Here is a 21,725-nt window from a genome sequence, read left to right as displayed (position 1 = left end):
AACTAGGCCACTTCATCCCGCAAAAAGACCCACTCCCTTTCAGTGGAATCCGCGGGGCTGTAGTAGTAACCCTCGCTGTCGAACTGTTTGATCTGCTCGGCATCGCGAATGCGGTGCTTGATAACATAGGCGGCCATCAGCCCCCGGGCCTTTTTGGCGTAAAAACTGATGATTTTATATTTGCCGTTTTTCCAGTCCTTGAACACCGGGGTGATCACTTCGCCCTGAAGCTGGTCGCTTTGTACCGCGCCAAAGTATTCCTGAGAAGCGAGATTCAGCAGGGTGGGGCCGGCTTCCGCAAGCTGGGTATTCAGGGCCTTGGTCAGGCGTGCTCCCCAGAACTCGTAGAGGTTTTTGCCCCGCTCGTTGGCAAAGGGGGTGCCCATTTCCAGCCGGTAGGGCTGAATCAGGTCCAAGGGGCGCAGCAGGCCGTAAAGGCCCGATAAAATACGCAGATGCTGCTGGGCAAAAGCCAGGTCGTCATCGCTCATCTGATCGGCCTGCAGGCCGGTGTAGACATCGCCTTTAAAAGCCAGTGCCGCCTGCTTGGCGTTGTCCAGCTTAAAGGGGGTTTTCCACTGATTGTTGCGCTCGTAGTTGAGCGCCCCCAACTTGTCGCTGATTTTCATCATTGCCGACAAATCCTGTGGGGCCAGCTCCCGCAGGTCTTTCATTAACTTGCGGGATTGGCTCAGGAATTCGCACTGACTGTGCTGTTCGGTTTGGGGCGGAGTGTCAAAATCCAGGGTTTTGGCGGGGGAGATCACCATCAACATTGCTATGTCTTCCTCTTCACCATCAGGGCTGAAGCAGTGCTTGCCACCAGTTCAGCGGCTCGCCCTGATCGTCGTAAACGTTACCGTAAAGCCAGCGCGCCTCGCCGGTCTTTACGTGTTTTTCCAACAGCTTTTCAATGCTCTGAAAACCTACGCCAAAATGCAGGCTGTAGACCAAAGCCCGTTCACTGCGCACATCCAGATCGCCGCCGAGCTTTTCGATATCGCCAGTGAGTCCCTGCTCCAAGGCTTCATTGGGCTCCCGTAAAAACACCCGGATACAGAGATTGCCGCTGCGGGTGATCACCGAAAACCGCCCTCGGGCTTCGTCGCTGATTTTGATTTCGTCCCCGGCTGCCACATTGCGGACAAACACCGGCGACTTCAGCAGCCGGTAGTGTCCTGCTGCTTCCGCTGGACAGGCCAGTACTTGCTCAAATATGGGCTGGTTGTTTTGGGGGTGAATACCGGCAAAGAGCTCGAGCCGGACTTCTTTTTCTCCCAGCGAAGCTTCTTGTTGAGCGTGGCTCGGATTGGCGGCGGGATCTTGGGGTGGTGTATCGGACATTGGCAAAGGAAATCTATGGCGACGGGCAAAAACGGCATGATACCGATTCGCTGTCGATCGCGCACCCGCCGCGGCGCTGTGGGTCGCGGGCTCGGTTAGTGTTCCCGGGCCCTAAGTGGCTATAATGGCCGACAATTTTTAGCGTCGAAACCATAATGAAAAGCTGTCTACGCTACATTGATCTGTTTACCGATACCGTCGGGCGCGCCCTGGCGTGGTGTGTGCCGCTGATGATGGCCATCACTGCGGTGGTGGTGGTCAGCCGCTACGGCTTTGGGGTGGGCTTGACCGCCTTTCAGGAAGCGATCACCTATCTGCACGGCACGGTGTTTATGCTGGGCGCCGCTTACGCCTTGCAAAAAGGCGCCCACGTGCGGGTGGACATCTTCTATCAACGCTTCAGCCCCCGAACCCGTGCCTGGGTGGACAGCATCGGTACCCTGGTCTTTTTGCTGCCGTTGTGTGGCTTGATTGTCATCACCAGTTGGAGTTTTACCGCCAATGCCTGGGCGATACGCGAGGCGTCGGTTGAACCGGGCGGGATCCCCGCGGTGTTTTTATTGAAAACGCTGATACCGGCCATGGCGATTAACCTGGCCTTGCAGGGTATTGCAGAACTGTTGCGCAATGCACTGGTACTGATGGGCGATGAGGCCGCCGAGCTGCCCGAGCGGGGCCAGCTATGATTGAGTTTTTGCCGCTGCTGATGTTTGTGGTGATTTGCCTGGTGTTGATGCTGGGCTACCCGGTGGCGTTTAGCCTGGCCGGGGTGGCGATGTTGTTTGCCGGTGCCGCTATCAGTCTCGGGCATTTTGACCCCTCGTTTTTGTCGGCGCTGCCATCCCGGCTGTTTGGCACCATCAGTAATACCACTCTAATTGCGGTGCCCCTGTTCGTGTTGATGGGGGTGCTGTTAGAGAAAAGCCGGTTGGCGGAGGAGTTGCTGGGCAATATGGCGGCGCTGTTTGGCCGCCGTCCCGGTGGTCTGGGTATTTCGGTGATTGTGGTGGGTATGCTGCTGGCGGCCAGTACCGGCATCGTCGGCGCCACGGTGGTGACGATGGGTTTGTTGTCGTTGCCCAGTATGTTGGGGCGCGGCTACGACCCTCGCATTGCCACCGGCACCATTTGCGCCACTGGCACTCTCGGCCAAATTATTCCCCCTTCCATCGCCCTGGTGCTGCTGGGGGATACCTTGTCCAGCGCTTACCAGCAGGCACAGCTGGATATGGGTATCTTTACCCCCAAAACCCTGTCGGTGGGGGATCTCTTTATCGGCGCGATGATTCCCGGTCTGCTGTTGGTGCTGCTGTATCTGGCGTATATGGTGGGGAACGCGGCACTGCGGCCGAGCCGGGTGCCGCCGGCCACCGACTTGGAACCGCCATCTACCCTGGTGTTGCTGAAAGGCCTTTTGCCACCGGTTTTGCTGATCTTTGCGGTGTTGGGCTCTATCCTGATCGGCGCGGCTACCCCTACCGAAGCGGCGGGAGTGGGCGCGCTGGGGGCGGCGCTGTTGGCCGGGCTGCGGGGCAAATTAAGCGTGTCGCTGTTGGCGGAAGTGTCCCGAGAGACCCTCAAAGTCACCTGTATGGTATTTATGATTCTGATCGGCGCGGCGGTTTTCTCGCTGGTATTTCGCGGTTTGGGCGGTGACGAGCTGATTCAGGACTTTTTCCACGGCATGCCGGGTGGGGTATTCACCGCGACGCTGTTGGTGATGATCGTTATTTTTCTGCTGGGCTTTATCCTCGACTTTATTGAAATCACCTTTGTGGTGGTGCCCATCGTTGGCCCGATACTGTTAGCCATGGGTGTCGACCCTATTTGGTTGGGAATAATGATCGCGCTGAACTTGCAAACCTCGTTTTTGACCCCACCATTCGGGTTTGCGTTGTTTTATTTGCGGGGAGTTGCGCCGGCATCGGTGCCCACCTCTCAAATTTACCGTGGCGTGGTGCCCTACATTGCACTACAAGTGCTGATGTTGATTTTGTTATCGCTGTGGCCGGAGCTGGCGACCTGGCTGCCCGGTTTGGTTAGAAATTAGATTGACAGTTCTAGAGAACCTCTGCGTAACTGAGCGCTCTAGGTGCCCTGAACAAGTAAACAATAACAACGCCAACCAACCTGTTGGAAAGGACAAGATGATATGCGCGATATAGACGACACACCGATGCCCACCGGTGACCTGGCTCTACAGACCATTGCCATGCCCGCCGACACCAATGCCGATGGTGATATTTTTGGTGGTTGGTTGATGTCGCAAATGGACTTGGCGGGGGGAATCACGGCTGGTCGGCGCGCAGGGGGTCGAGTGGCGACGGTTGCCGTCACCGGCATGGCCTTCCTGACACCGGTCGCGGTTGGCGCCGTGGTGAGCTGCTACACTGATATCATCGAAGTGGGGCGCAGCTCAATCCGGGTTAATGTAGAAGTGTGGGTAACCGGCTACGATGAAGAAGACCCCGTCAAAGTGACTGAAGGCGAGTTTGTCTTTGTCGCCATCGATGACAATGGCCGCACCCGCGCCGTAGACTGATAGCTGTACCTCCACACTGCCTTTATTGAAAGGCCGTGCGTAAAAAGCCAAAAAATCACGCCGCTGCGGACGACTATAACAATGGCAAAAACAGCAATGGTTACCGGCGCAACCAACGGTATTGGTCGCGCCACAGCCTTGGCCCTGGCCGGGCAAGGTTACGAACTCTTTGTGCTGTGTCGCAATCCCGATAAAGGACAGCAACTCAAAGACGAGATTGAAACTACCCATGCCGGTGCAAGCGTAACGGTATTGCTCGCGGATTTGGCCAGCCTCAGCGATATACGCCAGGCGGCACAAACCTTTCTCGACAGTGGCAAGCCCCTGCATCTATTGGTTAACAACGCCGGGGTGGTGAACACTCGCCGCAAGGAAAGCCGCGATGGCATTGAGGAAAACTTTGCCGTCAATCACCTCGCCTACATGTTACTGACGGAGTTGTTGCTGCCCAGACTAAAATCCTCGGCGCCGGCACGGATTGTCAGCGTCTCGTCTGAGGCCCACAAATTTGTGTCGGGACTGCAGTTGGATGACCTGGAATTTACCCATAGCCGCTATAAAACCTTCAAGGTTTACGGCCACGCCAAACTCTGCAATATCCTTTGGACCAAGGAGCTGGCCCGGCGCTTGGAAGGCAGTGGTGTAACGGCAAATTGCTTGCACCCCGGCGCGGTCCGAACCGGTCTGGGGCATCAGAATAGCCGGGTGCTGGGGAAGATCATGTCAGTTTTGATGAAGCCATTCTTTCGTACGCCGGAGCAGGGCGCGGCCACCAGCATCTATCTGGCCACCAGTCCCGAGGTGGAGGGCATCACCGGGGAGTATTTTATCGACTGTAAACCCGCCAAGCTCAAGCCCTATGCCACCGATCTTGTTGCCGCTAGCCGTTTGTGGGATGCCAGCAATGACTACTTGCGAGATTTTCTGACAGCCGACTGACCCGCTACAAGGTACTACTCGCTTTGATGGTCGATATCCCGGGCGTTGATATAGGCTTTCTCGGATATGCGGTGATATTCCTTGGCATCCTCTTTGAAGGCCTGCCAGCTTTCATAGACCTTACCCGCCATCTCGTCGCTGGCAGCCAGTTCTTTCAAATACGCATCCGACGCTTTGTGCAGACCGCGAATAACATCGTCGGGAAAGCGGCGCAGCTCCACGCCGTGATGGTCTACCAGTTCTTTTAAGGCGGTATTGTTGCGAGCCGTGTACTCGTCCAGCATATCGGCATTGGCATAGCGGGCCGCTACAGTAACAATCATCTGCAGATCGTCGGGGAGGGCCTCATAGGCCTGCTTGTTGACGATTAACTCCAGTGTCGAGCCCGGCTCGTGCCAGCCAGGGTAGTAATAGTATTTGGCCACTTCGTGAAAGCCGAAGGACATATCGTTATAGGGCGCTACCCACTCCGTGGCATCGATAACCCCAGTTTGCAGCGAGGTATAGAGTTCGCCGCCGGGCAGGGTGACAGCCGCGCCCCCCAGTCGGGACCACACCTCACCGGCGGAGCCGGGGATACGCATTTTCAGGCCGCGGATATCATCCAGTTCGCTAATTTCTTTATTGAACCAGCCCGCCATCTGTACCCCGGTGTTGCCGCCGGCAAAGGGGATAAGGTTGAAGGGCGCATAGGCTTCCCGCCACAGCTCCATGCCACCGCCGTGGTAGAGCCAGCCATTCATCTCTTGGGCATTCATGCCAAAGGGCACGGCGGTAAAAAAGGCCGCGGCGGGCAATTTGCCCTTCCAGTAATAGGCGGCGCCGTGGCCAGCCTGAACGCTACCGGTGGAGACCGCATCAAACACGCCCATGGCGGGTACCAGCTCGCCGGCGCCAAACACCTTAATTTGTAGGCGCCCCTTGCTCATGGTGTTGACCACCTTGGCGAATTTTTCCGGCGCGGTGCCCAGGCCGGGAAAGTTTTTCGGCCAGGTGGTAACCAGCTTCCAGCGAAAAACCTGTTGCTCACCCGCGGCGCTGTGGCTGCCCTCGTCGGCAACGTACTTGCGGCTGCGCTCGCCAACGTAGAGCCAGATCATGGCCACTAGCGCGGCGATCAAGGCCAGGATAATCAGGGGCGTGTAGCGGGACGATGTCGATGTCATGAGTTATTGTTGTTCCCTGTCAATTGCCAGTGTATTTACAGTTAAGGTGACTGCCTCGAGCGTTGTTATTGCAGCAGCTCCAGATTGGCGTACTGCAGCACCAGCCATTTACTGCCTTCATCTTCAAAATTGACCTGTACCCGGGCGCTGGCGCCCTGGCCCTCAAAGCTCAGTACTACCCCGGCGCCAAAAATACTGTGTAGCACTCGTTGGCCCAGCACAATGCCCGACTCTGCCGCGCGCTGTTGGCTGGCGCTGTGACTGGCAAAGCTGGTGGGGCGACTGACCGTATTATTGATACGCACCTCATCGATGCACTCGCTGGGGATTTCGCGGACAAAGCGAGACAGGCTGTTGAAGTTTTCCTGCCCATACAGGCGCCGGGACTCGGCGTAGCTTAAAAACAGCTTGCGCTCGGCCCGGGTGATGCCCACATAGGCCAGGCGGCGCTCTTCTTCCAGACGGCTGGGGTCTTCAATAGACATCTTATGGGGGAAGAGGTTTTCCTCCACACCGGCGATAAACACTGCGGGGAACTCCAAACCTTTGGCCGAGTGCAGGGTCATCAGTTGCACGCTGTCCTCGTGCTCAGCGGCCTGCTGGTCGCCGGCGTCCAGCGCCGCCTGATCGAGAAACTGACGCAGTTCGTCGCCGTCTTCGTCTTCCGGCTCAAAGCTCTTGGCGGCGGTGATCAGTTCTTGCAGGTTTTCCACCCGGGCCTGAGCCTTCTCACCTTTCTCTTTTTCGTGAAAGGCGATAAGGCCGGAGTGCTGGATGACATAATCCACCCGGGCATCCAAGGACATGTCGGCGGTTTGCTGGGCCAGGTCCTCGATCAGTGAGACAAAGCCGCGCAGGGCATTGTTGGCCCGGGCCGCCAGGCCACCGCCTTCAATAATGGCCAGTAGGGCGCGCCACAGCGACAGCTGGTGGTCCCGGGCGTATTCGCGGATGGTTTCCACCGTGCGATTACCAATGCCCCGGGTGGGGGTGTTGATGACCCGTTCCACGGCGGTGTCGTCATCCCGAAGCGCGATCAGGCGCAGGTAGGCCAGGGCATTCTTGATTTCCAGGCGGTCGTAAAAGCGCTGGCCGCCGTAAATGCGGTAGGGCAGTCCGGCGCGGATGAGGGCCTCTTCCAGGGTGCGGGACTGGGCGTTGCTGCGATAGAGCACGCCGATATCGGCGCGGCGATAGTCCTCTTTAAGTAGGTCTTCGATGCGGTCGCTGATGAAGCGAGCTTCGTCCTGCTCGTTAAAGGCCGCAAACAGCGTGATGGGCTCGCCCTCTTCACCACTGGTCCACAGCTCTTTACCCAGGCGCTGGCTGTTGTGTTTGATTACCGCGTTGGCGGCTTTAAGAATAGTGGCGGTGGAGCGGTAGTTCTGCTCCAGGCGGATAATGCGGGTATCGGCAAAATCCTTTGAAAACTGCTGGATATTCTCGATGCGGGCACCCCGCCAGCCGTAGATAGACTGATCGTCGTCCCCCACCGCGGTGATGGGCATACCCTTGCCGGCCAGAATTTGCAGCCAGGCGTACTGTACTGCGTTGGTGTCCTGGAACTCGTCCACCAACACATGCTTAAAGCGCTGCTGATAGTGCTCCAGTATCGCAGGGTTATCCCGCCACAGCTCCAGCGCCCGCAGCAACAGCTCGGCAAAATCGATAACCCCCTGCTGTTGGCAGATCTGCTCGTAGCGCTGGTAGACCTGCAACATGGTGGTCAGGTAGAGGTCACCACCGGGGTTGTCGATATGGGCGCTGCGTCGGCCCTCGTCCTTGTGGCCATTGATAAAGTACTGGGACTGCCGGGGTGGCCAGCGGGAGTCGTCGAGATTCAGCTCCCGGTGAATGCGCTTGAGCAGGCGCTGCTGATCGTCGGCGTCGAGAATCTGAAAGTTATCCGGCAGCTTGGCATCGGCGGCATGGGCCTTCAGGAGGCGGTGAGCGAGGCCGTGGAAGGTGCCCACCCACATACCACCGTGGAGTTGGCCACCCAGCAGCTCTTCGATACGGCCGCGCATTTCCCGGGCGGCCTTGTTGGTGAAGGTCACCGCCATGATGGCGTAGGGCGACAGGCCCTCCACCTTGATTTTCCAGGCAATGCGGTGCACCAGCACCCGGGTTTTACCGCTGCCGGCACCGGCCAGCACCAGGGTGCCGGGGCTGTCGGCGGTGACTGCGTCGCGCTGGGCGTCGTTAAGATCGTCGAGAATATAGGATACGTCCATGGCGTGGGATTCTAGCAGAACCCCGCCGTGGATAGCCCGACTGACGTGCGGCTAAATTACCTTGCGGCCAACTCCGCTGGATTGGAGGGGCTTGCGGCAGTCACCGGCGTCACTCTAATGTCGGTACCGTTGAGCCGGGGCACCCGGGACAGAGGGTCGAGATCGCGATTGGATACCAGTTGATTGCGATTAACGCCACCGTTGTAGCTGCCCTGGCCGGTTTTGGGGTCGAAGGTGCGGTGGCCCCAGCCATGCTCCATGACGGCAACGCCCGGGCGGATATCATCGCTGAGGTGGACCACCGCCCGCAGCTCCGCCACTGCCGAGCTGACGGTGACGGTCTGACCCTCTTGCAGGCCAAAGCGCTGGCCGTCCTCGGTATTGATCTCGATGCGGTCGCCGGTTTTCTCCCGTTCGCTCATTGCCGTCATGCTGGTTTCTACCGACCAGGAGTTCATCATCTTTAAGCGCCGGCGGCTGATCAATTGCAGCGGAAACTCGGGGTTTTTCGCCAACGGCGTGTCGAGGGTCTGCTGTAAGTGGCGGACAAAACTGTCCGGTGCCAGGGCCACTTTGCGGCCCTGCTGTGACAGTTTTTCAAACAGCGTGCCGAATTGGGGGCGGTCATCGACCTTGCCCAGGCCGTGGGTGGCGCGGCTGATCTCAGACCAGGAGAAGCGACCGCCGCTGCGGATCAACAGGCGGGATAGTAAGTTGGGAGACAGCGCCAGCTGCTTTTTGCCGGTGACCCTGGCCAGCCAAATGCTGGCCTTGACCAGTGGGTTCAGCCACTTCTTGCCATCCAGCAGGGGCTTGTCCATGGCCAGGGTGAGATCCCGCAAAAACTCCCATTCGTAGCGCATCGTCTCAGGTAGAGGGACGGCGGCACGGGCCTGTTGTGCTCGGGGTGTTGGGCTCAGAGACTGGATCAGTGGGTTGATGTCGTCGCGCTCAAGAAAGTGGTCGCCGGGGATCAGCCAGTCGGCATGGCGATGACTTTCCCGCTGGAACTGATCGATCACCACCAGCATATCCAGGTCGGCTAGGGCTGCATCCAGTTTGTGGCCCTCCGGGCCCGACACCACCGGGTTACCGCTGTTAATAATCAGGCCGCGAATTTGCCCCTCGCCGGGGGTGGTAATCTCGTCGGCCAGCTCTGCCAGACTGTGGGCACCGGCGACATTTTTATTGCCCCGCAGTCGGCTTTTGGCCTCGGAGTGGGGGAAAAGGGTATCGCCAGCGGCGAGCAGATCGAGAACACCGCTGACATAGTACAGGCCACCCTCAGACTCGACTCGGTCGGTCAGGTAGTTGAGTACCTGGGTCAACCACAGCGCCAGCACTCCGTGGCGGCCCACACTAACGCCGGTGCGGGCGACGGCCATGGCCCGGGGTGCCCGGGCAAAATTCTCTGCCAGCTGGATGATGACCTCGACGGGGATATCGCAGCGCTTGGCGAGGTCGTCCAGATCGGCACTGGCGGCAATGGCCAGAACACGTTCCAGTCCCTGAAGGTGCTGGTCCCGAGGCCTCCCCAGATCTTTGTCGACAATCACCTTGATGATTGCCAGCAGCAGCGCCCAGTCGCTCTCGGGCAGTGGCTGGATATGCTGACTGGCTTTGGCGGCGCTCTCGGTGCGACGGGGGTCGACCACCACCACTTCGGCGCCCTCGGCCTTGCGGGCCAATACCCGCTTCCAGCCATTGGGGGAGTAGCCAATCCAGCACATGGTGCTGATCTGCGGGTTAGTGCCTATTAGCAGAAAGTGGTCGCAGTGATCGATGTCGGCTTGCAGGCTTACCCAGGGGTTGCCGTAGAGCTCGTCGGAAACCACATGCAGGGCGTTCTGGTCGATGGAGCCCACCCAATAGCGGCTTTCGGTACCGATGGCGTCCAGCAACATGGTGTGGAACAGCGCGCTGCCAAAGTTAAAGCCATTGGGGTTGCCCACATAGCTGGCCACGGCGTTGGCACCGTGCTGATCGATAATCCGATTGAAGCCCTCGGCGATAGCGGCAACGGCCTCGTCATAGCTGGTGGCCACATAGCGGTCGCCGACCCGTTTCATAGGCTGGGTAATGCGCTTGGGGTGGTTTAAGGCGAGATGGGATTTGCCCGCCTTGATACAAAAGTCCTGCCAGCTGTAGGGGTTGTCTTTATCGGGCTCTACCTTGATTACACGCCGGTTTTCGGTGGTGACCTTGAGGCCGCACCCTTGCTCGCAGATACCGCACACCGTATAGCTGGTACTCATCGCTGACTCCGCTGGAGGTTCTTATTGTGGGATTTTTTATAGATTTACAGCTGGCTGTTCATGCTAGTGCATCCAATAATGATGTCAACAAGAAATAGTTTCCATTTGGACCACTTTGGATAGAGGCCAGCCTGTCTCCGACCAGGGCGATGGCAGGCCCTGGTCGGCTGACGTCGCTTGATCGAGATAGCGCAAACCCGCCGCTATCCTGGTTGCTGGGGTACAATCCCCTTGAACACCCCAACAGCGGAGCGCTGAGTGAAACCCAGAAACATCATCCGCGCCATGGAGACGGCCCGGCCGTCACTGCGCCGCAGTGAGCGCTTGGTGGCGGATTACATCCTGGCTAACCGCCAGGAGGTGATCCATATGCGCATCGTCGACCTGGCCCAGGAGGCCCATGTCAGCGAGCCGACGGTGGTGCGCTTTTGCCGCGCCGTGGGCTGCGACGGGTTTCAGAGCTTTAAGATGGCGCTGGCCCAGCACTTGGCTCACAGCCCTCAGTATCAGGCCTTTTCCTTTTCCGATGACGACAGCGCTCAGCAATACACCTTCAAGGTATTCGATGCCACCATGGAGGCGCTGAAAAAGGTTCGCGACAGTATCGATGTGCCCACGGTTGAGCGGGCAGTAGAGTTGATTGCCAACGCCCGGCGGCTGGAATTTTATGGCTTTGGTGCCTCGGCGGCGGTGGCCACCGACGCCCAGCACAATTTCTTTCGTTTGCAGATTTCCGCCAGTGTCTACGCCGACCCCCATATGCAGGCGATGTCGGCCATGTCGCTGGGGGCCGATGACGTGGTGGTGGCCATTTCCCAATCCGGTCGCACCCGGGCGCTGCTGGATGCTATCAAGCTGGCCAGACAGAACGGCGCGCCGGTAATTGCCCTGGCCCCCAGCCAGTCGCCCATTGCCCGGGAGAGCGATCTGGCGATCTATATCGATCTGGAAGCCGACGACGATGGTTATACACCGCTGCCCTCCCGGCTGGTGCATATGACGGTGTTGGATATTCTTGCGGTGGGTATCTCTGCCACCAAAGTGGGCCTGCGGGAGCACCTCTCTGACATCGAGCAGGGCTTGCAGGCCCTGCGCCTCAATGTGGAGCAGCCATGAGCGAACACCACAGCCACAAATCCCAACGCAGTGGTTGGCTGCGGGCGGCGGTACTGGGCGCTAACGACGGCATTGTCTCTACCGCCAGTTTGATTATCGGGGTGTCGGCGGCGGACAGCTCCCGGGAGGCGATTTTGTTGGCCGGCGTTGCCGGCCTGGTGGCGGGTGCCCTGTCGATGGCGGCGGGGGAATATGTCTCGGTCAGTTCGCAAGCGGACGTGGAGCAGGCTGACCTGGCGTTGGAGCGGCGCTCGCTGAAACACAATCGCGAGTGGGAGACCCAGGAGCTGGCGTCTATCTATCGGCAGCGGGGGCTCGAGCCCAAGCTGGCTGACGAGGTGGCCCGCCAGCTTATGGACCATGACGCCCTGGAAGCCCACGCCCGGGATGAAATTGGCATTACTGATGTATCCCGGGCCCAACCCTTGGTGGCGGCCCTGTCATCGGCGGCGATGTTTACCATCGGTGCCGGTGTGCCTTTACTCGTGACTGCCCTAGTGCCCCTTTCTCAAATCATTGTGGCGGTGTCGGCAGTGTGCCTGTTGCTGTTGGTGATGCTGGGTGTGGCCGCTGCCATTGCCGGCGGCGCTTCGCCCTGGCGCGGTGGCTTGCGGGTCTTGGTTTGGGGGGCTTTGGCAATGGGTTTGTCCGCTGTGGTGGGTCGCTTGTTTGGGGTGGTGGTCTAGTGGGCCCGATGTCCTAACTGCGTTGCCACTGCGGCGTTACTGCAGCAGGGCCAATACCAGCGATGGCTGGCTGTTGGCCTGGGCGGTCATCGCGGTGGCGGCTTGCTGCATAATTTGTGAGCGCACCAGCTTGGCGGACTCTGCGGCGTAGTCGGCATCCACGATGCGCCCGCGACTGGCGGTGAGTGACTCGGCATTGGTCTGCAGATTGGTAATGGTGGAGTTAAAGCGGTTTAACTGGGCGCCCACGTTGCCGCGCTGCTGGGAGACATACTCCAGTGCCCGATCGACCTTGAAAATGGTCTGGTTGTAGTTGTTCACCAAGTCCAGTGAGGCCATATCCAGCGCCTCGGCATTCATCGACCCCAAGCTCAGCATGACAGTCTCGCCAACGTTGGCGCCGACCTGGAAGGTGGCGTCGTTGGTGTTGCCCGCGACGGTGTCGACCGTTTCCCAATTTTCTCTAAAGCCGGCCAGCTGGTCCTCGCCACTGCGGTCGGCGTAATTGGCCACCACCGTCTCCGCTGTGCGCACGCTGCCCCCATCGGCATTAAACCCGCCTATGGCGCCGGTGTCGGCGTCACTCAGCAGACCGTCGTCAGCCATGCTTTGAATATAGGCTTGAGCACTGCCTGCAAAGGCGGTGGTAAAGGCATCCGCCGAGGCATAGGTATTCTGGGTGGCAGCGGCGATCGCCTCATCTAAGCCTTCGTCCTGGTTGGCGGCCAGATAGGTCATCACGTCTTTAATGCCGCTACCGCCCAGGCTTTTGATTTCATCGTGGAGAAAGCGCACCGCGGCGTAGGCGGTGGCGTATTCATCGGTGGTGCCGCCCCAGCTACTGCCGCCGCTGCCAAAGTTGCCGGCGAGGGTGGCCAGGCCGGCAGCGCCGGTGCCACTGACCGAGCTGGCCAGTCGCTCGTCGGCACCGTGTATAAACTCGGCGGCGCCCTCCATAAACCAGGTTTGGTCTGCGGCGGGATCAAACATGGAGGCGATATTCATACTGCGGTACATCACTGCGTGAACCATTTCGTGGGCAATGATTCGGTCGTTATAAAACGGCGCGCTGCCGCCGTCGGGGAGATTGGGCGGAGTGAAATCCGCCATATCGATTTGTAGGGTGACATTGGTGGCCTTGCCCGAATAGCTGCCGGGAATGGCGCCGACCACCTGGGCGGCGATACCGCCGGCACCATCGGTAAAGGTCGTAAACTCAATATCAATATCGGCGCCGTCGGCCTCCAGACCGAAATAATTGCGGATCATCGCCTCCGACTGCGACAACCAACCACTGCGCAACCCGTCTACCACCGCCAGTTGCTCGCTGTCCCCCAACACCGACTCACTGTTGTTGGCAAACAGCCGCTCACCGTTGAAGCGGGTTTGGCTGCCCACCCGGTCCAGCTCGTCTCGGAGCTGATCGACCTCACTTTGCAGTGCCTCCCGGTCGCTCTGGCTCATGGAGGAGTTGGCGGCCTGTACCGCCAGACTGCGAATACGCTGCAGGGATTCTTCCATCGACGACAGTGCACCATCGGCGACCTGCAGCATAGAGACGCCATCGTTGGCGTTGCGCACCGCCTGGTTGAGGCCGCGAATCTGGGTCGTAAAGCGCTCGCTAATGGCCAGGCCGGCCGCATCATCCTTGGCGCTGTTTATCCTCAGGCCAGTGGACAGGCGTTGCTGGGCCTGGGCCAGGCTTGAAGAACTGGACGCGAGAGTGCGAGCGCTAAATAGCGCCGACACATTGGTATTGATACTCAGGCTCATACCAAAAACGGAGTGCTGGTTATGGTATGTGGCTATCGGCAGTCGCAGGCTTGAGCTTTAGCCATTTTGGTATCGACTGCGTAAAGCCGCAGTCGATATAGGGGAGAATACGTATGCAGAGCTTCGCTAGGCAGTCTGGGTGCTGCGGATATCACTATTAAGCACGGTGGTTACCGCGTCGATATGGCGCTCCAGCTCCAGGCCGGCGTCAGTGAGATAGCCACCGTCGCGCTGTGTAATCAGGCCTTTGTCGAACAAGCGCTGGCAGGCGGCGATCATATCGGGGTCGGCGTCGTGATGAACTTTGATGCCCTCACGGGCGCTGCCGGGATTAAACAGGGCAAGCAAGCGGATTTCGTCCAGAACCTGTTGGCTGAGGGTCATGGCGGGTGTACTCCGTTGTTATTGTGAGCCTATCACTATAGTCCACAATTAACGCTGCTGCTTGCTTAGTTTGCCTGCCGGTGCCTGTCGATAGCGCGGTAAAGCAGGCAGGCTATACCCGAAGCCACCACGGTTTCCAGCAGTGCCAGTGGCAAGGCGATGAGCGCTAGCTGCACCGATGTCAGCGACATATTGATCATACCGACCCAGAACAGCACAAAGAAAAAGGCCCAGGACGCCAGCCCGGCGATACTGGCACTGCTAAATGAGTGGCCGCGATGTTGGGCCACCAGCCAGTACATCACCACGATCATGGTGGTCAGCAGGGTATCCCATAGCCCCCAGATCAAAAATACCGTGAGATCCATGGGCGCGATATCGGGCACCATGTGCAGAAATTCTCGGGTCTCCGGCATCACAATCGCAAAATAGCGAAATACTTCCGAGGCATTCACCCAGACACTGACCAGCACCACTACCATGACATGGCTGCTGAAGCCCAGTTTGTTCATTGTTGTTATCCTTTTGGTTGTCTGTCTGTCTGTCTGTCTGTCTGTCAGTCGCCACTTAATTGGGCTATTTGCAAAATAGGGTTGGAATTCACTCTAAACCCAATAGCGAGTGAAATCAGAAGGTGTCTGGATTACTGTCAATGCCCGCTTTGCGACAAGAGCAGACTGAGGCTTGGTCGGTTTTGGCGGCGGCTGTTGGTCATTAGCGGACGGTCATACTGGTTTGGGTGTTTGACCGTAATTCGTTAGGCAATGCAGGCGCTCAGCCCCTCCCAATTACGAATTAACCGAGGTAGCTTCTAATTTACCGGCCAATCAAGCGTTATTTTTAACACTGTAAACGATCCAAAGGGCTAACTGTTCCCGCGTAATGCTGGCCGATAACGTGGGTATAGATCTGTGTCGTTGAAATATCGTTGTGCCCAAGTAGCTCCTGCACAGTTCTAATATCGGTTCCTGAAGCCAGCATATGTGTTGCAAACGAGTGCCTAAAAGTGTGGCAATTTACGCGTTTGGTTACTACGCCCGCTTCTTTACAGGCGCGACGTAGTGCTTTCCGTACGACTGTCTCATGTAAATGGTGGCGGCAGAGCTCGCCAGTAACCGGATGATGACATAGTGTCGTTGAAGGGAAGATAAAAGCCCAACTGGGAGAACGAAATGCATTCGGGTATTTCCTGCCTAAGCTTACGGGCATCGAGCAGCCTACACCGCTTTCATTGTCTTCTTGCTGTTGCCTTATCGCGTTTGCTATAGATAGTTCCAGCTCGGCACGTAAAGATGCGCCTAGGAGAGTTACGCGATCCTTGTTCCCCTTGCTATCTCTGATTGAAAGGGATAGGCGATCCAAATCAACATCTTGAACACGCAGCCTCAATGCTTCAGAAACCCGCAACCCACTTCCATACATAAGCTGCACAATCATCTTCTTGCTACCACTCATTGCACTGAGAATTTGAGCTACCTCTGACACCGATAGTACCGTTGGAAGAGTGCGTTGCTTCGTTGCCAAGGAAAACCCCAGAGGCCCGAGCTCCTGATCAAGTACCTTGTGATACAGGAAGGCCAAAGCATTCAGAGCCGTTTTTTGGGTATTCGCCGACACATGGCGTTCTGTTGCCAGCCAGGTTAGAAACGCTTTAACTTCTTGCGCGCCACATTGCTCTGGGTGACGCTTATGATTGAAATTAATAAAGCGACGAATCCACAACAAATAGGTCTTTTCCGTTTTTAGGCTATAGCCCCGGAGGCGCATTTCGCTACTGATTTTTCTTAGAAATGGACTGTCAGACATTGGGCGCTCCTTGCCACAGAATGCTGGTTATTTATACAGTATTTTGGGTGCTAAATGCAAATGTGGCTCGGTTTGTCGGTAAAGATGACACGGATTGCAGGTACAAAGCTCAACGAACCAAAAGAATATCAATAGGTTAGAGAGATATGGCGCTTAGATAGGGGGACTCGATGTACTGGAAACCGAGCCGTCTCGCTTTTTCTAGGAGCGCTTTGAGAGTATATTTTAAAATCAATAAGTTAGAGGATGAGAGATGTCCTCTGAAATGGGAAACCGAGCTGACTCGGTATTAAAATGTTAACTTTGCGTATGAATGAGATTCTAATATTTTTGGGAGTAGCGCTTCTTTGGGTGGGCGCAATGATTGTGGAGTACCGTAATCATTTATGGTCTCAGATCGTATCGTACGGAGATCCAATACCAGATAATTCGGGTGAGAAAAGCTCTATTCAAATGGTGTTCTTTTGGCGGTCTGCACCAACGTTCAAGCAGGCGCAAGGAGGAGATTATTGGAATTCTATGGATGTGTCCTGTCTTACAGATGGTGTGCTTATCACGCGTCCGCTATTTCTTTTTGGTCGCAGGTCTGTATTTTTGCCTTGGTCAAAAATTGAAGTTGGTGAGCAATTCAGGGCATGGCTTGCACAGCGCAGGGCTATTCGGATCAAAGGCACAGATTTGTACCTTTCCATTAGTGAAAAGGTGTATAAAAATCAGTCAGGCAGCCATGTTCAGGCAAAAAGTTAACAAGGCGGTGTTGTCGCAGCGTAAAAAGCGCGCTGCAGGGACGCCTTCGCTGGCGCTCCGGCGCCCCAAACCGCGGCGTTATAAGGTTGCGTAATGAGCGAGTACCGGGACTACGAATTTTCGGAATCTATATCCTTCAGATTCCTAAGTCTGACGGATGCGCAAGCAGCAGAGTTGTCGAATGGGGTTTCTGGTGCAGAATGCCGAAAAAGGAAAGATAACTCGTTTAATGTTGGTGTGGTTGAGCTGCGAGAGGAAGTGATAGGGCCAATTGTAGATTTTCATCGGCTTCACAACGTGGCCCTAAAGGACTGCGATATTTTTTTGTCCTTAACCACGGAAAACGATTCAGAAATCTGGGAGGCTCCCGAATTGGTGAATGAAATCCTTCGATCCGTAAACTGCCGCTTAACTTTCTCATTCACATGTGTTTGAGTAAACCTTATAACAAGTACGCGCAGTCGCCGCTGAAAGGCGCGGCGGGACAGCCAAAACTCCGCGCCTTTTTGTGCATTCGCTCTGCTCAGTTTCGCACAAAAATGCGCTCCATTTTGCCTGCCCCTGGCGTAGGGCGTTAGGCGGCAAAAGCGAGCCCAGTGATTTTCTTCGACCTAGATGACACTCTGATGGACCACTCCGGTGCTGAAGATGCGGCATTACAAGAGTTCGCTAAGCAGTTCGCCCCGGCATCAGACAATCAATTTTTCGGAAGGTGGAAAGAAGCTAGTCACAGACACATGTTGGATTACCTGGCTGGCAAGATTTCTTTTCAAGAGCAACGCCGCCGCCGCATTTCCGATACCCTCAAGGCGGACTTGGCTGAGGCTGAAGCGGATAAGATATTTTCGACTTACCTGAAAGCCTACGAACAAAACTGGGCCCTGTTCCCGGAGGTTCTTCCGACCCTTGAGCGGCTTCAATCGAAGGGTTTGGGGGTCATCACTAACGGATCAATTACTCAGCAGAACCAGAAGATTGAAGCGCTAGGGCTTCGGGCGTATTTTGCCCACATCATCACGTCCGAGGACGCTAGCGTGGCAAAGCCCGAGGCGGCCATCTTTCATTACGCGTGCGAGGTCGCCGGGGTTGATGCATCTCACGCATGTTATGTCGGAGACCGTTTAGAGCAAGATGCACTAGCCGCACTTGACGCCGGTTTCGGCCAGGCCGTACACATCGACAGATCTGGCAGACAATCCAAGGCAGTGGGTATGGTGGTGGGCATTTCGAACCTCAGCGAGCTATCGGATGCCATTGCCGCCTAACAAATCGTTGCAGCGGACGTTTGACGCCTCAAACGCCGCTGAACTCAGGCGTTAGAGCTACAACAAATGAAGATCATACTCACACTCATAGCCATGCTTTTTTCAATCCACTCTCTGGCATGTTCGTGTGATGGACCTCCAGATTTCGATAAAGACTTCAAGGAATCAGAGGTTGTTGCATTTGTTAAGGTCTGCGAAGCACACCTTGAGGAGAGAAGCTACAAGGCATCTAGACTCAACAACAAAACCGGCGAGTGGAGCAATGTAGTAGAAACCGAAGTGGTTCTGGCAGCAACTGGGCTAGTTGAAGAGCAATTTAAGGGCAGCCCAGTTAAATCTATTAAAATTAGAGGCGAAAATCCAAGTTCATCGTGTCATGTGCCAATTGAGGTTGGTAAAACTTATGTAGTATTTGTTGGGACAAACGGGTATGCGCATATAGGGGTTTGTTCTTCTACCGTACAGCCTAGGTATCTTGGCATAGAGTATATTCGTAAGCTCAACCCAAAAAGCTCTAACAAGTTAAGCAAGCGGGGCGCAATAAATTGCGCCGCTTCTTAAGGCGTTAAGTGTCCTGATATGGAAGAAGCATTAAAGGAAATTGGATTTTATTTGCTAACGGCGCTAGGAGTCGTTGTGCTTGTTCAGCGCTTTGCGTCACTTATAATTTCACTGTCGGTTCATGACGACATGAGTGAAAGCGAGTGGGAGGAGTACATGCTTTACAAAAAGTATCGTACATCGGAGAGTGTTGGAATTCGTATTGTAGGTAGGGTATTGGACACTACTGATTTTATAAGTATGGGTGTGATTCGCAGCTTTCCATTTGGTGTGGGAGTGTTTGCTTTGCTGGTTTTAATTTATGTGGTTTTCGAAATTTTCAATACTTAACAAGCGCAAGCAGTCGGAAATGTTTTCCGTTCCTTGTTTTACGATTTACGCTACGCTAGCGCAAAAAAGTCCACTCCAAATATTCCGCTGTTGCGGGCGTTATGTGCATCTTGGCGATCGTGCCGAAGGATGAAAAAATATGAAGTTTTCACTATTTAATGAATCAAAATCTCGAGAGGTGATCGATCTTTTCAAGATAGTGTTCTCTGCATCCGAGGGCGAAGAAGAAGGGCAAGTAGTTGCAGATTTTGTATCAAATCTAATTGCTACTACTGCGCCACAAGATCTAATTGGGTGCATTGCAGAAGAAAACGAGATTGTTGTTGGGTGCATATTTTTCAGTCGCCTTACAGTGCCTAGTGGGCAGGTTGCTTTCATTTTATCGCCGGTTGCCGTTTTAACAGATGTTCAAAGTACAGGCATTGGTCAAAAACTAATTAAATATGGCCTAGATCATCTTAAGTCTTTAGATATCAATTTGGCCTTCACTTATGGCGACCCAAGTTATTATTCTAAAACTGGCTTCGAGCAAATCAATGAAAGTATCGTAAAAGCGCCTTGTCATTTAAGTCAGCCAATTGGCTGGCTCGCGCAATCGCTTGATGGGCAAGTAATCCAGCCTATGGTCGGTTCTACTCAATGCGTTGAGGCATTAAATGATCCTGGGCTATGGTAAAAATGCACATAACAAGCGCATGTTGTCGGACTGGTTTTCCGCTGGGCTCCTAAATTTCCGGTGAGCACGGCGTTATGCTTTAATTCTCTGCTGGCCAAGCTATAAATAATGACCTAAAATAAGCTCTAAATATTGGACTATATTGGAGCTTTCCATGCGACAGGTTTTAGCCGACTTCTCTGTAAGTATCTCAGAACTAAAGAAAAATCCTTCTTCTTTGCTCTCTCAGGCAAGTGGTTCTCCTATTGCTGTTCTGAACCACAACAAGCCCGCTGCGTATTTGATTCCGGCAGAAACCTACGAAGCTCTGATGGACATGATTGAGGATTATGAACTCTCAAAGTTGGTGGAGGAGCGTCGTGGTGACAAGGAGCAGGCTATAGCGGTGTCCTTGGATGACCTATAAGCTCCGTTTTCTCCCCGCTGCACTGAAGGAATGGAACAAGCTTGGAGCTCCGATACGTAGCCAGTTTAAAAAGAAACTCGCAGAAAGATTGAATGAGCCGAGAGTGCAGGCAGATAAATTGAGCGGCTATGAATCGGTATATAAAATCAAACTTAGGTCGGCTGGTTACAGGTTGGCATACGAGGTTGTAGACGACGAGCTGCTTGTTTACGTTCTCGCTATTGGTAAACGAGAGAAAGGTAAAATTTATTCGTCACTTAAAAAGCGAACTTAATGTGATCTTGGTCCAGCATAACAATCGCAGGCACAGCGACGGCTTTTTCGTTGCGGCTTTTGACTGAACTTTTTGTATCCAGGCTTTACGTCATCCGCATCGCGGCCTATTTCAGGTTGGCGAGCAAGCATCTTGAAGGCATCATCAAGCTGCTTGAGGTATTTATCGCGTTGCCGCTTTCCCCACTTCTCAGTGGTATAACGGCCAATATCAATAATGTCTTTTCGGGCAACGGCGGTGAGCAGAAATGGGCGCATTAGTGAGCTTCATTATCCAGTTCTGCAATAACACTTTCGAGAGAGTAGTCCGCTATTCCGCTTTGCTCGCCTTCATCCAGAAGGCGTCGGAGCCGGTCAAGCTTACTCTCAGTTTCTTCAAGCAGACGCAGCCCGGCACGAACCACTTCGCTAACGGAACCATAGCGGCCATTTTTAACCTGTGCGGCTATAAACTCATCAAAGTGGGGACCAAGGGTAATGCTGGTATTTCTAGCCATGGGGAGCCTCCTGTACCATATATTGGTACATTCTGCCAAAATGCCCATAACAAGGCAAGGCAGGCCGATGCCGAAAAGCGGCACGTCTGCTTGCGGCGTTGAAGCTGCAGAATTTCTCCTCTGTGACTGTCCGCTTTGTGACTTTTCGAGACAGTTACTCCGATCATATCAACCACCTTTTGCACAAAAGAGATGACGATCAGATGATGTATCCAAGGTCATTTCCAACCTCAGAATGCAAATAGCCCTTAATTGTTGCTGAGTTGCACCAGCGCGGCGCCGGCCAGTACCAGCACCAAGCCGATAATTTTCATGGGGTTGACGGGTTTGGTCTCCAGGCCGAAGGCGCCGATCTGGTCGATAAACGTCGACCCTATAAGTTGCCCGGCGACGACACAGACAAAAAACAGCGCCACACCGGTTACCGGTGCCACCACAATACTGCCGGCTACAAACATCACCCCCAGCACGCCGCCGATTAACACCCACCAGGGCAGGGCTTTGATCTGGCTGAAGTCGCCACCGCCTTTGCCAATCAGCAACCACAGCGGTATTACTACGATCAGGCTGATAGTCATCGACAGTGTTGCCGCCAGCAGCGGGCTGCCCAGGGTTCGCGCCATGGTGCCGTTGATGGGGGGTTGAAACGAAATGCCGGCGCCGATGGCAATCGCCGCCGCCAGATAAATCCAGTTGTTCATTTGCGGGTCCTTTTATAGTCGGCA

The 21,725-nt window shown here is 55.3% G+C and carries 25 protein-coding genes; 13 read left to right on the top strand and 12 right to left on the bottom strand.

What is annotated here, in order from left to right; translation table 11 throughout:
• Nucleotides 1-2 precede the first annotated feature (2 nt).
• Together yaaA and I6N98_RS18180 are read right to left on the bottom strand one after the other, a co-directional pair.
• The gene (gene yaaA, locus I6N98_RS18185; RefSeq protein ID WP_198569735.1) at nt 3-776 is read right to left on the bottom strand and encodes a peroxide stress protein YaaA; all 774 of its coding nucleotides are present in this window, start codon (nt 774-776) and stop codon (nt 3-5) included.
• 22 nt (nt 777-798) lie between these two features.
• Complete coding sequence (locus tag I6N98_RS18180) at nt 799-1,344, bottom strand: DUF4265 domain-containing protein (RefSeq protein WP_198569734.1); 546 nt, start codon at nt 1,342-1,344, stop codon at nt 799-801.
• Nucleotides 1,345-1,499: 155 nt separating this feature from the next.
• Here I6N98_RS18180 and I6N98_RS18175 point away from each other — a divergent pair, with 155 nt between their 5' ends.
• From I6N98_RS18175 to I6N98_RS18160, 4 genes are all read left to right on the top strand, one after another.
• Nucleotides 1,500-2,030 (top strand): TRAP transporter small permease subunit, encoded by a 531-nt coding sequence (locus I6N98_RS18175; RefSeq protein ID WP_198569733.1) that lies wholly within the window; start codon nt 1,500-1,502, stop codon nt 2,028-2,030.
• Nucleotides 2,027-3,394, top strand: a complete 1,368-nt coding sequence (locus I6N98_RS18170; RefSeq protein WP_198569732.1) for a TRAP transporter large permease — start codon at nt 2,027-2,029, stop codon at nt 3,392-3,394. The genes I6N98_RS18175 and I6N98_RS18170 overlap by 4 nt, the downstream gene beginning before the upstream one ends.
• Before the next feature lie 102 nt (nt 3,395-3,496).
• The gene (locus tag I6N98_RS18165) at nt 3,497-3,886 is read left to right on the top strand and encodes an acyl-CoA thioesterase (RefSeq protein ID WP_198569731.1); all 390 of its coding nucleotides are present in this window, start codon (nt 3,497-3,499) and stop codon (nt 3,884-3,886) included.
• A gap of 81 nt (nt 3,887-3,967) precedes the next feature.
• Nucleotides 3,968-4,825 (top strand): SDR family oxidoreductase, encoded by an 858-nt coding sequence (locus tag I6N98_RS18160; protein ID WP_198569730.1) that lies wholly within the window; start codon nt 3,968-3,970, stop codon nt 4,823-4,825.
• A gap of 14 nt (nt 4,826-4,839) precedes the next feature.
• On the opposite strand, the gene I6N98_RS18155 is transcribed toward I6N98_RS18160, so the two are convergent.
• The 3 genes from I6N98_RS18155 to I6N98_RS18145 form a co-directional block, all read right to left on the bottom strand.
• Nucleotides 4,840-5,991: a TRAP transporter substrate-binding protein gene (locus I6N98_RS18155; protein ID WP_198569729.1), complete on the bottom strand. Its 1,152-nt coding sequence runs from the start codon at nt 5,989-5,991 to the stop codon at nt 4,840-4,842.
• A 65-nt stretch (nt 5,992-6,056) separates the two neighbouring features.
• A complete protein-coding gene (uvrD, locus tag I6N98_RS18150; protein ID WP_198569728.1) occupies nt 6,057-8,225 on the bottom strand; it encodes a DNA helicase II in 2,169 nt (722 codons plus the stop codon).
• A 56-nt stretch (nt 8,226-8,281) separates the two neighbouring features.
• Complete coding sequence (locus I6N98_RS18145; protein ID WP_198569727.1) at nt 8,282-10,480, bottom strand: molybdopterin-containing oxidoreductase family protein; 2,199 nt, start codon at nt 10,478-10,480, stop codon at nt 8,282-8,284.
• Nucleotides 10,481-10,738: 258 nt separating this feature from the next.
• Here I6N98_RS18145 and I6N98_RS18140 point away from each other — a divergent pair, with 258 nt between their 5' ends.
• Together I6N98_RS18140 and I6N98_RS18135 are read left to right on the top strand one after the other, a co-directional pair.
• Nucleotides 10,739-11,596: an SIS domain-containing protein gene (locus I6N98_RS18140; RefSeq protein WP_232787404.1), complete on the top strand. Its 858-nt coding sequence runs from the start codon at nt 10,739-10,741 to the stop codon at nt 11,594-11,596.
• The gene (locus I6N98_RS18135) at nt 11,593-12,282 is read left to right on the top strand and encodes a VIT1/CCC1 transporter family protein (RefSeq protein WP_198569726.1); all 690 of its coding nucleotides are present in this window, start codon (nt 11,593-11,595) and stop codon (nt 12,280-12,282) included. The genes I6N98_RS18140 and I6N98_RS18135 overlap by 4 nt, the downstream gene beginning before the upstream one ends.
• 36 nt (nt 12,283-12,318) lie before the next feature.
• Here I6N98_RS18135 and I6N98_RS18130 read toward each other — a convergent pair whose 3' ends face one another.
• From I6N98_RS18130 to I6N98_RS18115, 4 genes are all read right to left on the bottom strand, one after another.
• Nucleotides 12,319-14,055, bottom strand: a complete 1,737-nt coding sequence (locus I6N98_RS18130) for a flagellinolysin (protein WP_198569725.1) — start codon at nt 14,053-14,055, stop codon at nt 12,319-12,321.
• 126 nt (nt 14,056-14,181) lie between these two features.
• Nucleotides 14,182-14,439 carry a TIGR02647 family protein gene (locus tag I6N98_RS18125; RefSeq protein WP_198569724.1) on the bottom strand — a complete coding sequence of 86 codons (258 nt, stop codon included), beginning with the start codon at nt 14,437-14,439 and terminating at the stop codon, nt 14,182-14,184.
• Between the two features lie 65 nt (nt 14,440-14,504).
• Nucleotides 14,505-14,951 carry a hypothetical protein gene (locus tag I6N98_RS18120; protein ID WP_198569723.1) on the bottom strand — a complete coding sequence of 149 codons (447 nt, stop codon included), beginning with the start codon at nt 14,949-14,951 and terminating at the stop codon, nt 14,505-14,507.
• A gap of 328 nt (nt 14,952-15,279) precedes the next feature.
• Entirely contained in the window at nt 15,280-16,245 is a 966-nt protein-coding gene (locus tag I6N98_RS18115; RefSeq protein ID WP_198569722.1) for an integron integrase, read from the bottom strand.
• Between the two features lie 294 nt (nt 16,246-16,539).
• On the opposite strand from I6N98_RS18115, the gene I6N98_RS18110 reads away from it, so the two are divergent.
• From I6N98_RS18110 to I6N98_RS18080, 7 genes are all read left to right on the top strand, one after another.
• Nucleotides 16,540-16,992 (top strand): hypothetical protein, encoded by a 453-nt coding sequence (locus I6N98_RS18110; protein ID WP_198569721.1) that lies wholly within the window; start codon nt 16,540-16,542, stop codon nt 16,990-16,992.
• Nucleotides 16,993-17,588: 596 nt separating this feature from the next.
• Complete coding sequence (locus I6N98_RS18105; protein WP_198569720.1) at nt 17,589-18,257, top strand: HAD family hydrolase; 669 nt, start codon at nt 17,589-17,591, stop codon at nt 18,255-18,257.
• 66 nt (nt 18,258-18,323) lie between these two features.
• Complete coding sequence (locus I6N98_RS18100) at nt 18,324-18,818, top strand: hypothetical protein (RefSeq protein WP_198569719.1); 495 nt, start codon at nt 18,324-18,326, stop codon at nt 18,816-18,818.
• 18 nt (nt 18,819-18,836) lie between these two features.
• Entirely contained in the window at nt 18,837-19,148 is a 312-nt protein-coding gene (locus I6N98_RS18095) for a hypothetical protein (protein ID WP_198569718.1), read from the top strand.
• Nucleotides 19,149-19,287: 139 nt separating this feature from the next.
• Nucleotides 19,288-19,824 carry a GNAT family N-acetyltransferase gene (locus tag I6N98_RS18090; protein ID WP_198569717.1) on the top strand — a complete coding sequence of 179 codons (537 nt, stop codon included), beginning with the start codon at nt 19,288-19,290 and terminating at the stop codon, nt 19,822-19,824.
• Between the two features lie 154 nt (nt 19,825-19,978).
• Nucleotides 19,979-20,230 (top strand): type II toxin-antitoxin system Phd/YefM family antitoxin, encoded by a 252-nt coding sequence (locus I6N98_RS18085; RefSeq protein WP_198569716.1) that lies wholly within the window; start codon nt 19,979-19,981, stop codon nt 20,228-20,230.
• Nucleotides 20,220-20,504: a type II toxin-antitoxin system RelE family toxin gene (locus tag I6N98_RS18080; RefSeq protein ID WP_198569715.1), complete on the top strand. Its 285-nt coding sequence runs from the start codon at nt 20,220-20,222 to the stop codon at nt 20,502-20,504. The genes I6N98_RS18085 and I6N98_RS18080 overlap by 11 nt, the downstream gene beginning before the upstream one ends.
• On the opposite strand, the gene I6N98_RS18075 is transcribed toward I6N98_RS18080, so the two are convergent.
• From I6N98_RS18075 to I6N98_RS18065, 3 genes are all read right to left on the bottom strand, one after another.
• Nucleotides 20,501-20,761: a type II toxin-antitoxin system RelE/ParE family toxin gene (locus I6N98_RS18075; protein ID WP_198569714.1), complete on the bottom strand. Its 261-nt coding sequence runs from the start codon at nt 20,759-20,761 to the stop codon at nt 20,501-20,503. The genes I6N98_RS18080 and I6N98_RS18075 overlap by 4 nt on opposite strands.
• The gene (locus I6N98_RS18070) at nt 20,761-21,000 is read right to left on the bottom strand and encodes a type II toxin-antitoxin system ParD family antitoxin (protein WP_198569713.1); all 240 of its coding nucleotides are present in this window, start codon (nt 20,998-21,000) and stop codon (nt 20,761-20,763) included. The genes I6N98_RS18075 and I6N98_RS18070 overlap by 1 nt, the downstream gene beginning before the upstream one ends.
• A gap of 248 nt (nt 21,001-21,248) precedes the next feature.
• A complete protein-coding gene (locus I6N98_RS18065; RefSeq protein WP_198569712.1) occupies nt 21,249-21,701 on the bottom strand; it encodes a DMT family transporter in 453 nt (150 codons plus the stop codon).
• Between the last annotated feature and the right edge of the window lie 24 nt (nt 21,702-21,725).

Source organism: Spongiibacter nanhainus, assembly GCF_016132545.1.
Lineage (GTDB): Bacteria > Pseudomonadota > Gammaproteobacteria > Pseudomonadales > Spongiibacteraceae > Spongiibacter > Spongiibacter nanhainus.
This window is presented reverse-complemented; position numbering and strand designations above follow the sequence as displayed.

What these genes read in the sequence shown, in the direction of transcription:
- I6N98_RS18180 (WP_198569734.1), bottom strand. Translation starts at nt 1,344, where the DNA reads ATGTCCGATACACCACCCCAAGATCCCGCCGCCAATCCGAGCCACGCT.
- uvrD (WP_198569728.1), bottom strand. Translation starts at nt 8,225, where the DNA reads ATGGACGTATCCTATATTCTCGACGATCTTAACGACGCCCAGCGCGAC.
- I6N98_RS18170 (WP_198569732.1), top strand. Translation starts at nt 2,027, where the DNA reads ATGATTGAGTTTTTGCCGCTGCTGATGTTTGTGGTGATTTGCCTGGTG.
- I6N98_RS18155 (WP_198569729.1), bottom strand. Translation starts at nt 5,991, where the DNA reads ATGACATCGACATCGTCCCGCTACACGCCCCTGATTATCCTGGCCTTG.
- I6N98_RS18160 (WP_198569730.1), top strand. Translation starts at nt 3,968, where the DNA reads ATGGCAAAAACAGCAATGGTTACCGGCGCAACCAACGGTATTGGTCGC.
- I6N98_RS18175 (WP_198569733.1), top strand. Translation starts at nt 1,500, where the DNA reads ATGAAAAGCTGTCTACGCTACATTGATCTGTTTACCGATACCGTCGGG.
- I6N98_RS18070 (WP_198569713.1), bottom strand. Translation starts at nt 21,000, where the DNA reads ATGGCTAGAAATACCAGCATTACCCTTGGTCCCCACTTTGATGAGTTT.
- I6N98_RS18115 (WP_198569722.1), bottom strand. Translation starts at nt 16,245, where the DNA reads ATGTCTGACAGTCCATTTCTAAGAAAAATCAGTAGCGAAATGCGCCTC.
- I6N98_RS18075 (WP_198569714.1), bottom strand. Translation starts at nt 20,761, where the DNA reads ATGCGCCCATTTCTGCTCACCGCCGTTGCCCGAAAAGACATTATTGAT.
- I6N98_RS18125 (WP_198569724.1), bottom strand. Translation starts at nt 14,439, where the DNA reads ATGACCCTCAGCCAACAGGTTCTGGACGAAATCCGCTTGCTTGCCCTG.
- I6N98_RS18135 (WP_198569726.1), top strand. Translation starts at nt 11,593, where the DNA reads ATGAGCGAACACCACAGCCACAAATCCCAACGCAGTGGTTGGCTGCGG.
- I6N98_RS18065 (WP_198569712.1), bottom strand. Translation starts at nt 21,701, where the DNA reads ATGAACAACTGGATTTATCTGGCGGCGGCGATTGCCATCGGCGCCGGC.
- I6N98_RS18080 (WP_198569715.1), top strand. Translation starts at nt 20,220, where the DNA reads ATGACCTATAAGCTCCGTTTTCTCCCCGCTGCACTGAAGGAATGGAAC.
- I6N98_RS18095 (WP_198569718.1), top strand. Translation starts at nt 18,837, where the DNA reads ATGGAAGAAGCATTAAAGGAAATTGGATTTTATTTGCTAACGGCGCTA.
- yaaA (WP_198569735.1), bottom strand. Translation starts at nt 776, where the DNA reads ATGTTGATGGTGATCTCCCCCGCCAAAACCCTGGATTTTGACACTCCG.
- I6N98_RS18100 (WP_198569719.1), top strand. Translation starts at nt 18,324, where the DNA reads ATGAAGATCATACTCACACTCATAGCCATGCTTTTTTCAATCCACTCT.
- I6N98_RS18110 (WP_198569721.1), top strand. Translation starts at nt 16,540, where the DNA reads ATGTTAACTTTGCGTATGAATGAGATTCTAATATTTTTGGGAGTAGCG.
- I6N98_RS18120 (WP_198569723.1), bottom strand. Translation starts at nt 14,951, where the DNA reads ATGAACAAACTGGGCTTCAGCAGCCATGTCATGGTAGTGGTGCTGGTC.
- I6N98_RS18090 (WP_198569717.1), top strand. Translation starts at nt 19,288, where the DNA reads ATGAAGTTTTCACTATTTAATGAATCAAAATCTCGAGAGGTGATCGAT.
- I6N98_RS18085 (WP_198569716.1), top strand. Translation starts at nt 19,979, where the DNA reads ATGCGACAGGTTTTAGCCGACTTCTCTGTAAGTATCTCAGAACTAAAG.
- I6N98_RS18145 (WP_198569727.1), bottom strand. Translation starts at nt 10,480, where the DNA reads ATGAGTACCAGCTATACGGTGTGCGGTATCTGCGAGCAAGGGTGCGGC.
- I6N98_RS18130 (WP_198569725.1), bottom strand. Translation starts at nt 14,055, where the DNA reads ATGAGCCTGAGTATCAATACCAATGTGTCGGCGCTATTTAGCGCTCGC.
- I6N98_RS18165 (WP_198569731.1), top strand. Translation starts at nt 3,497, where the DNA reads ATGCGCGATATAGACGACACACCGATGCCCACCGGTGACCTGGCTCTA.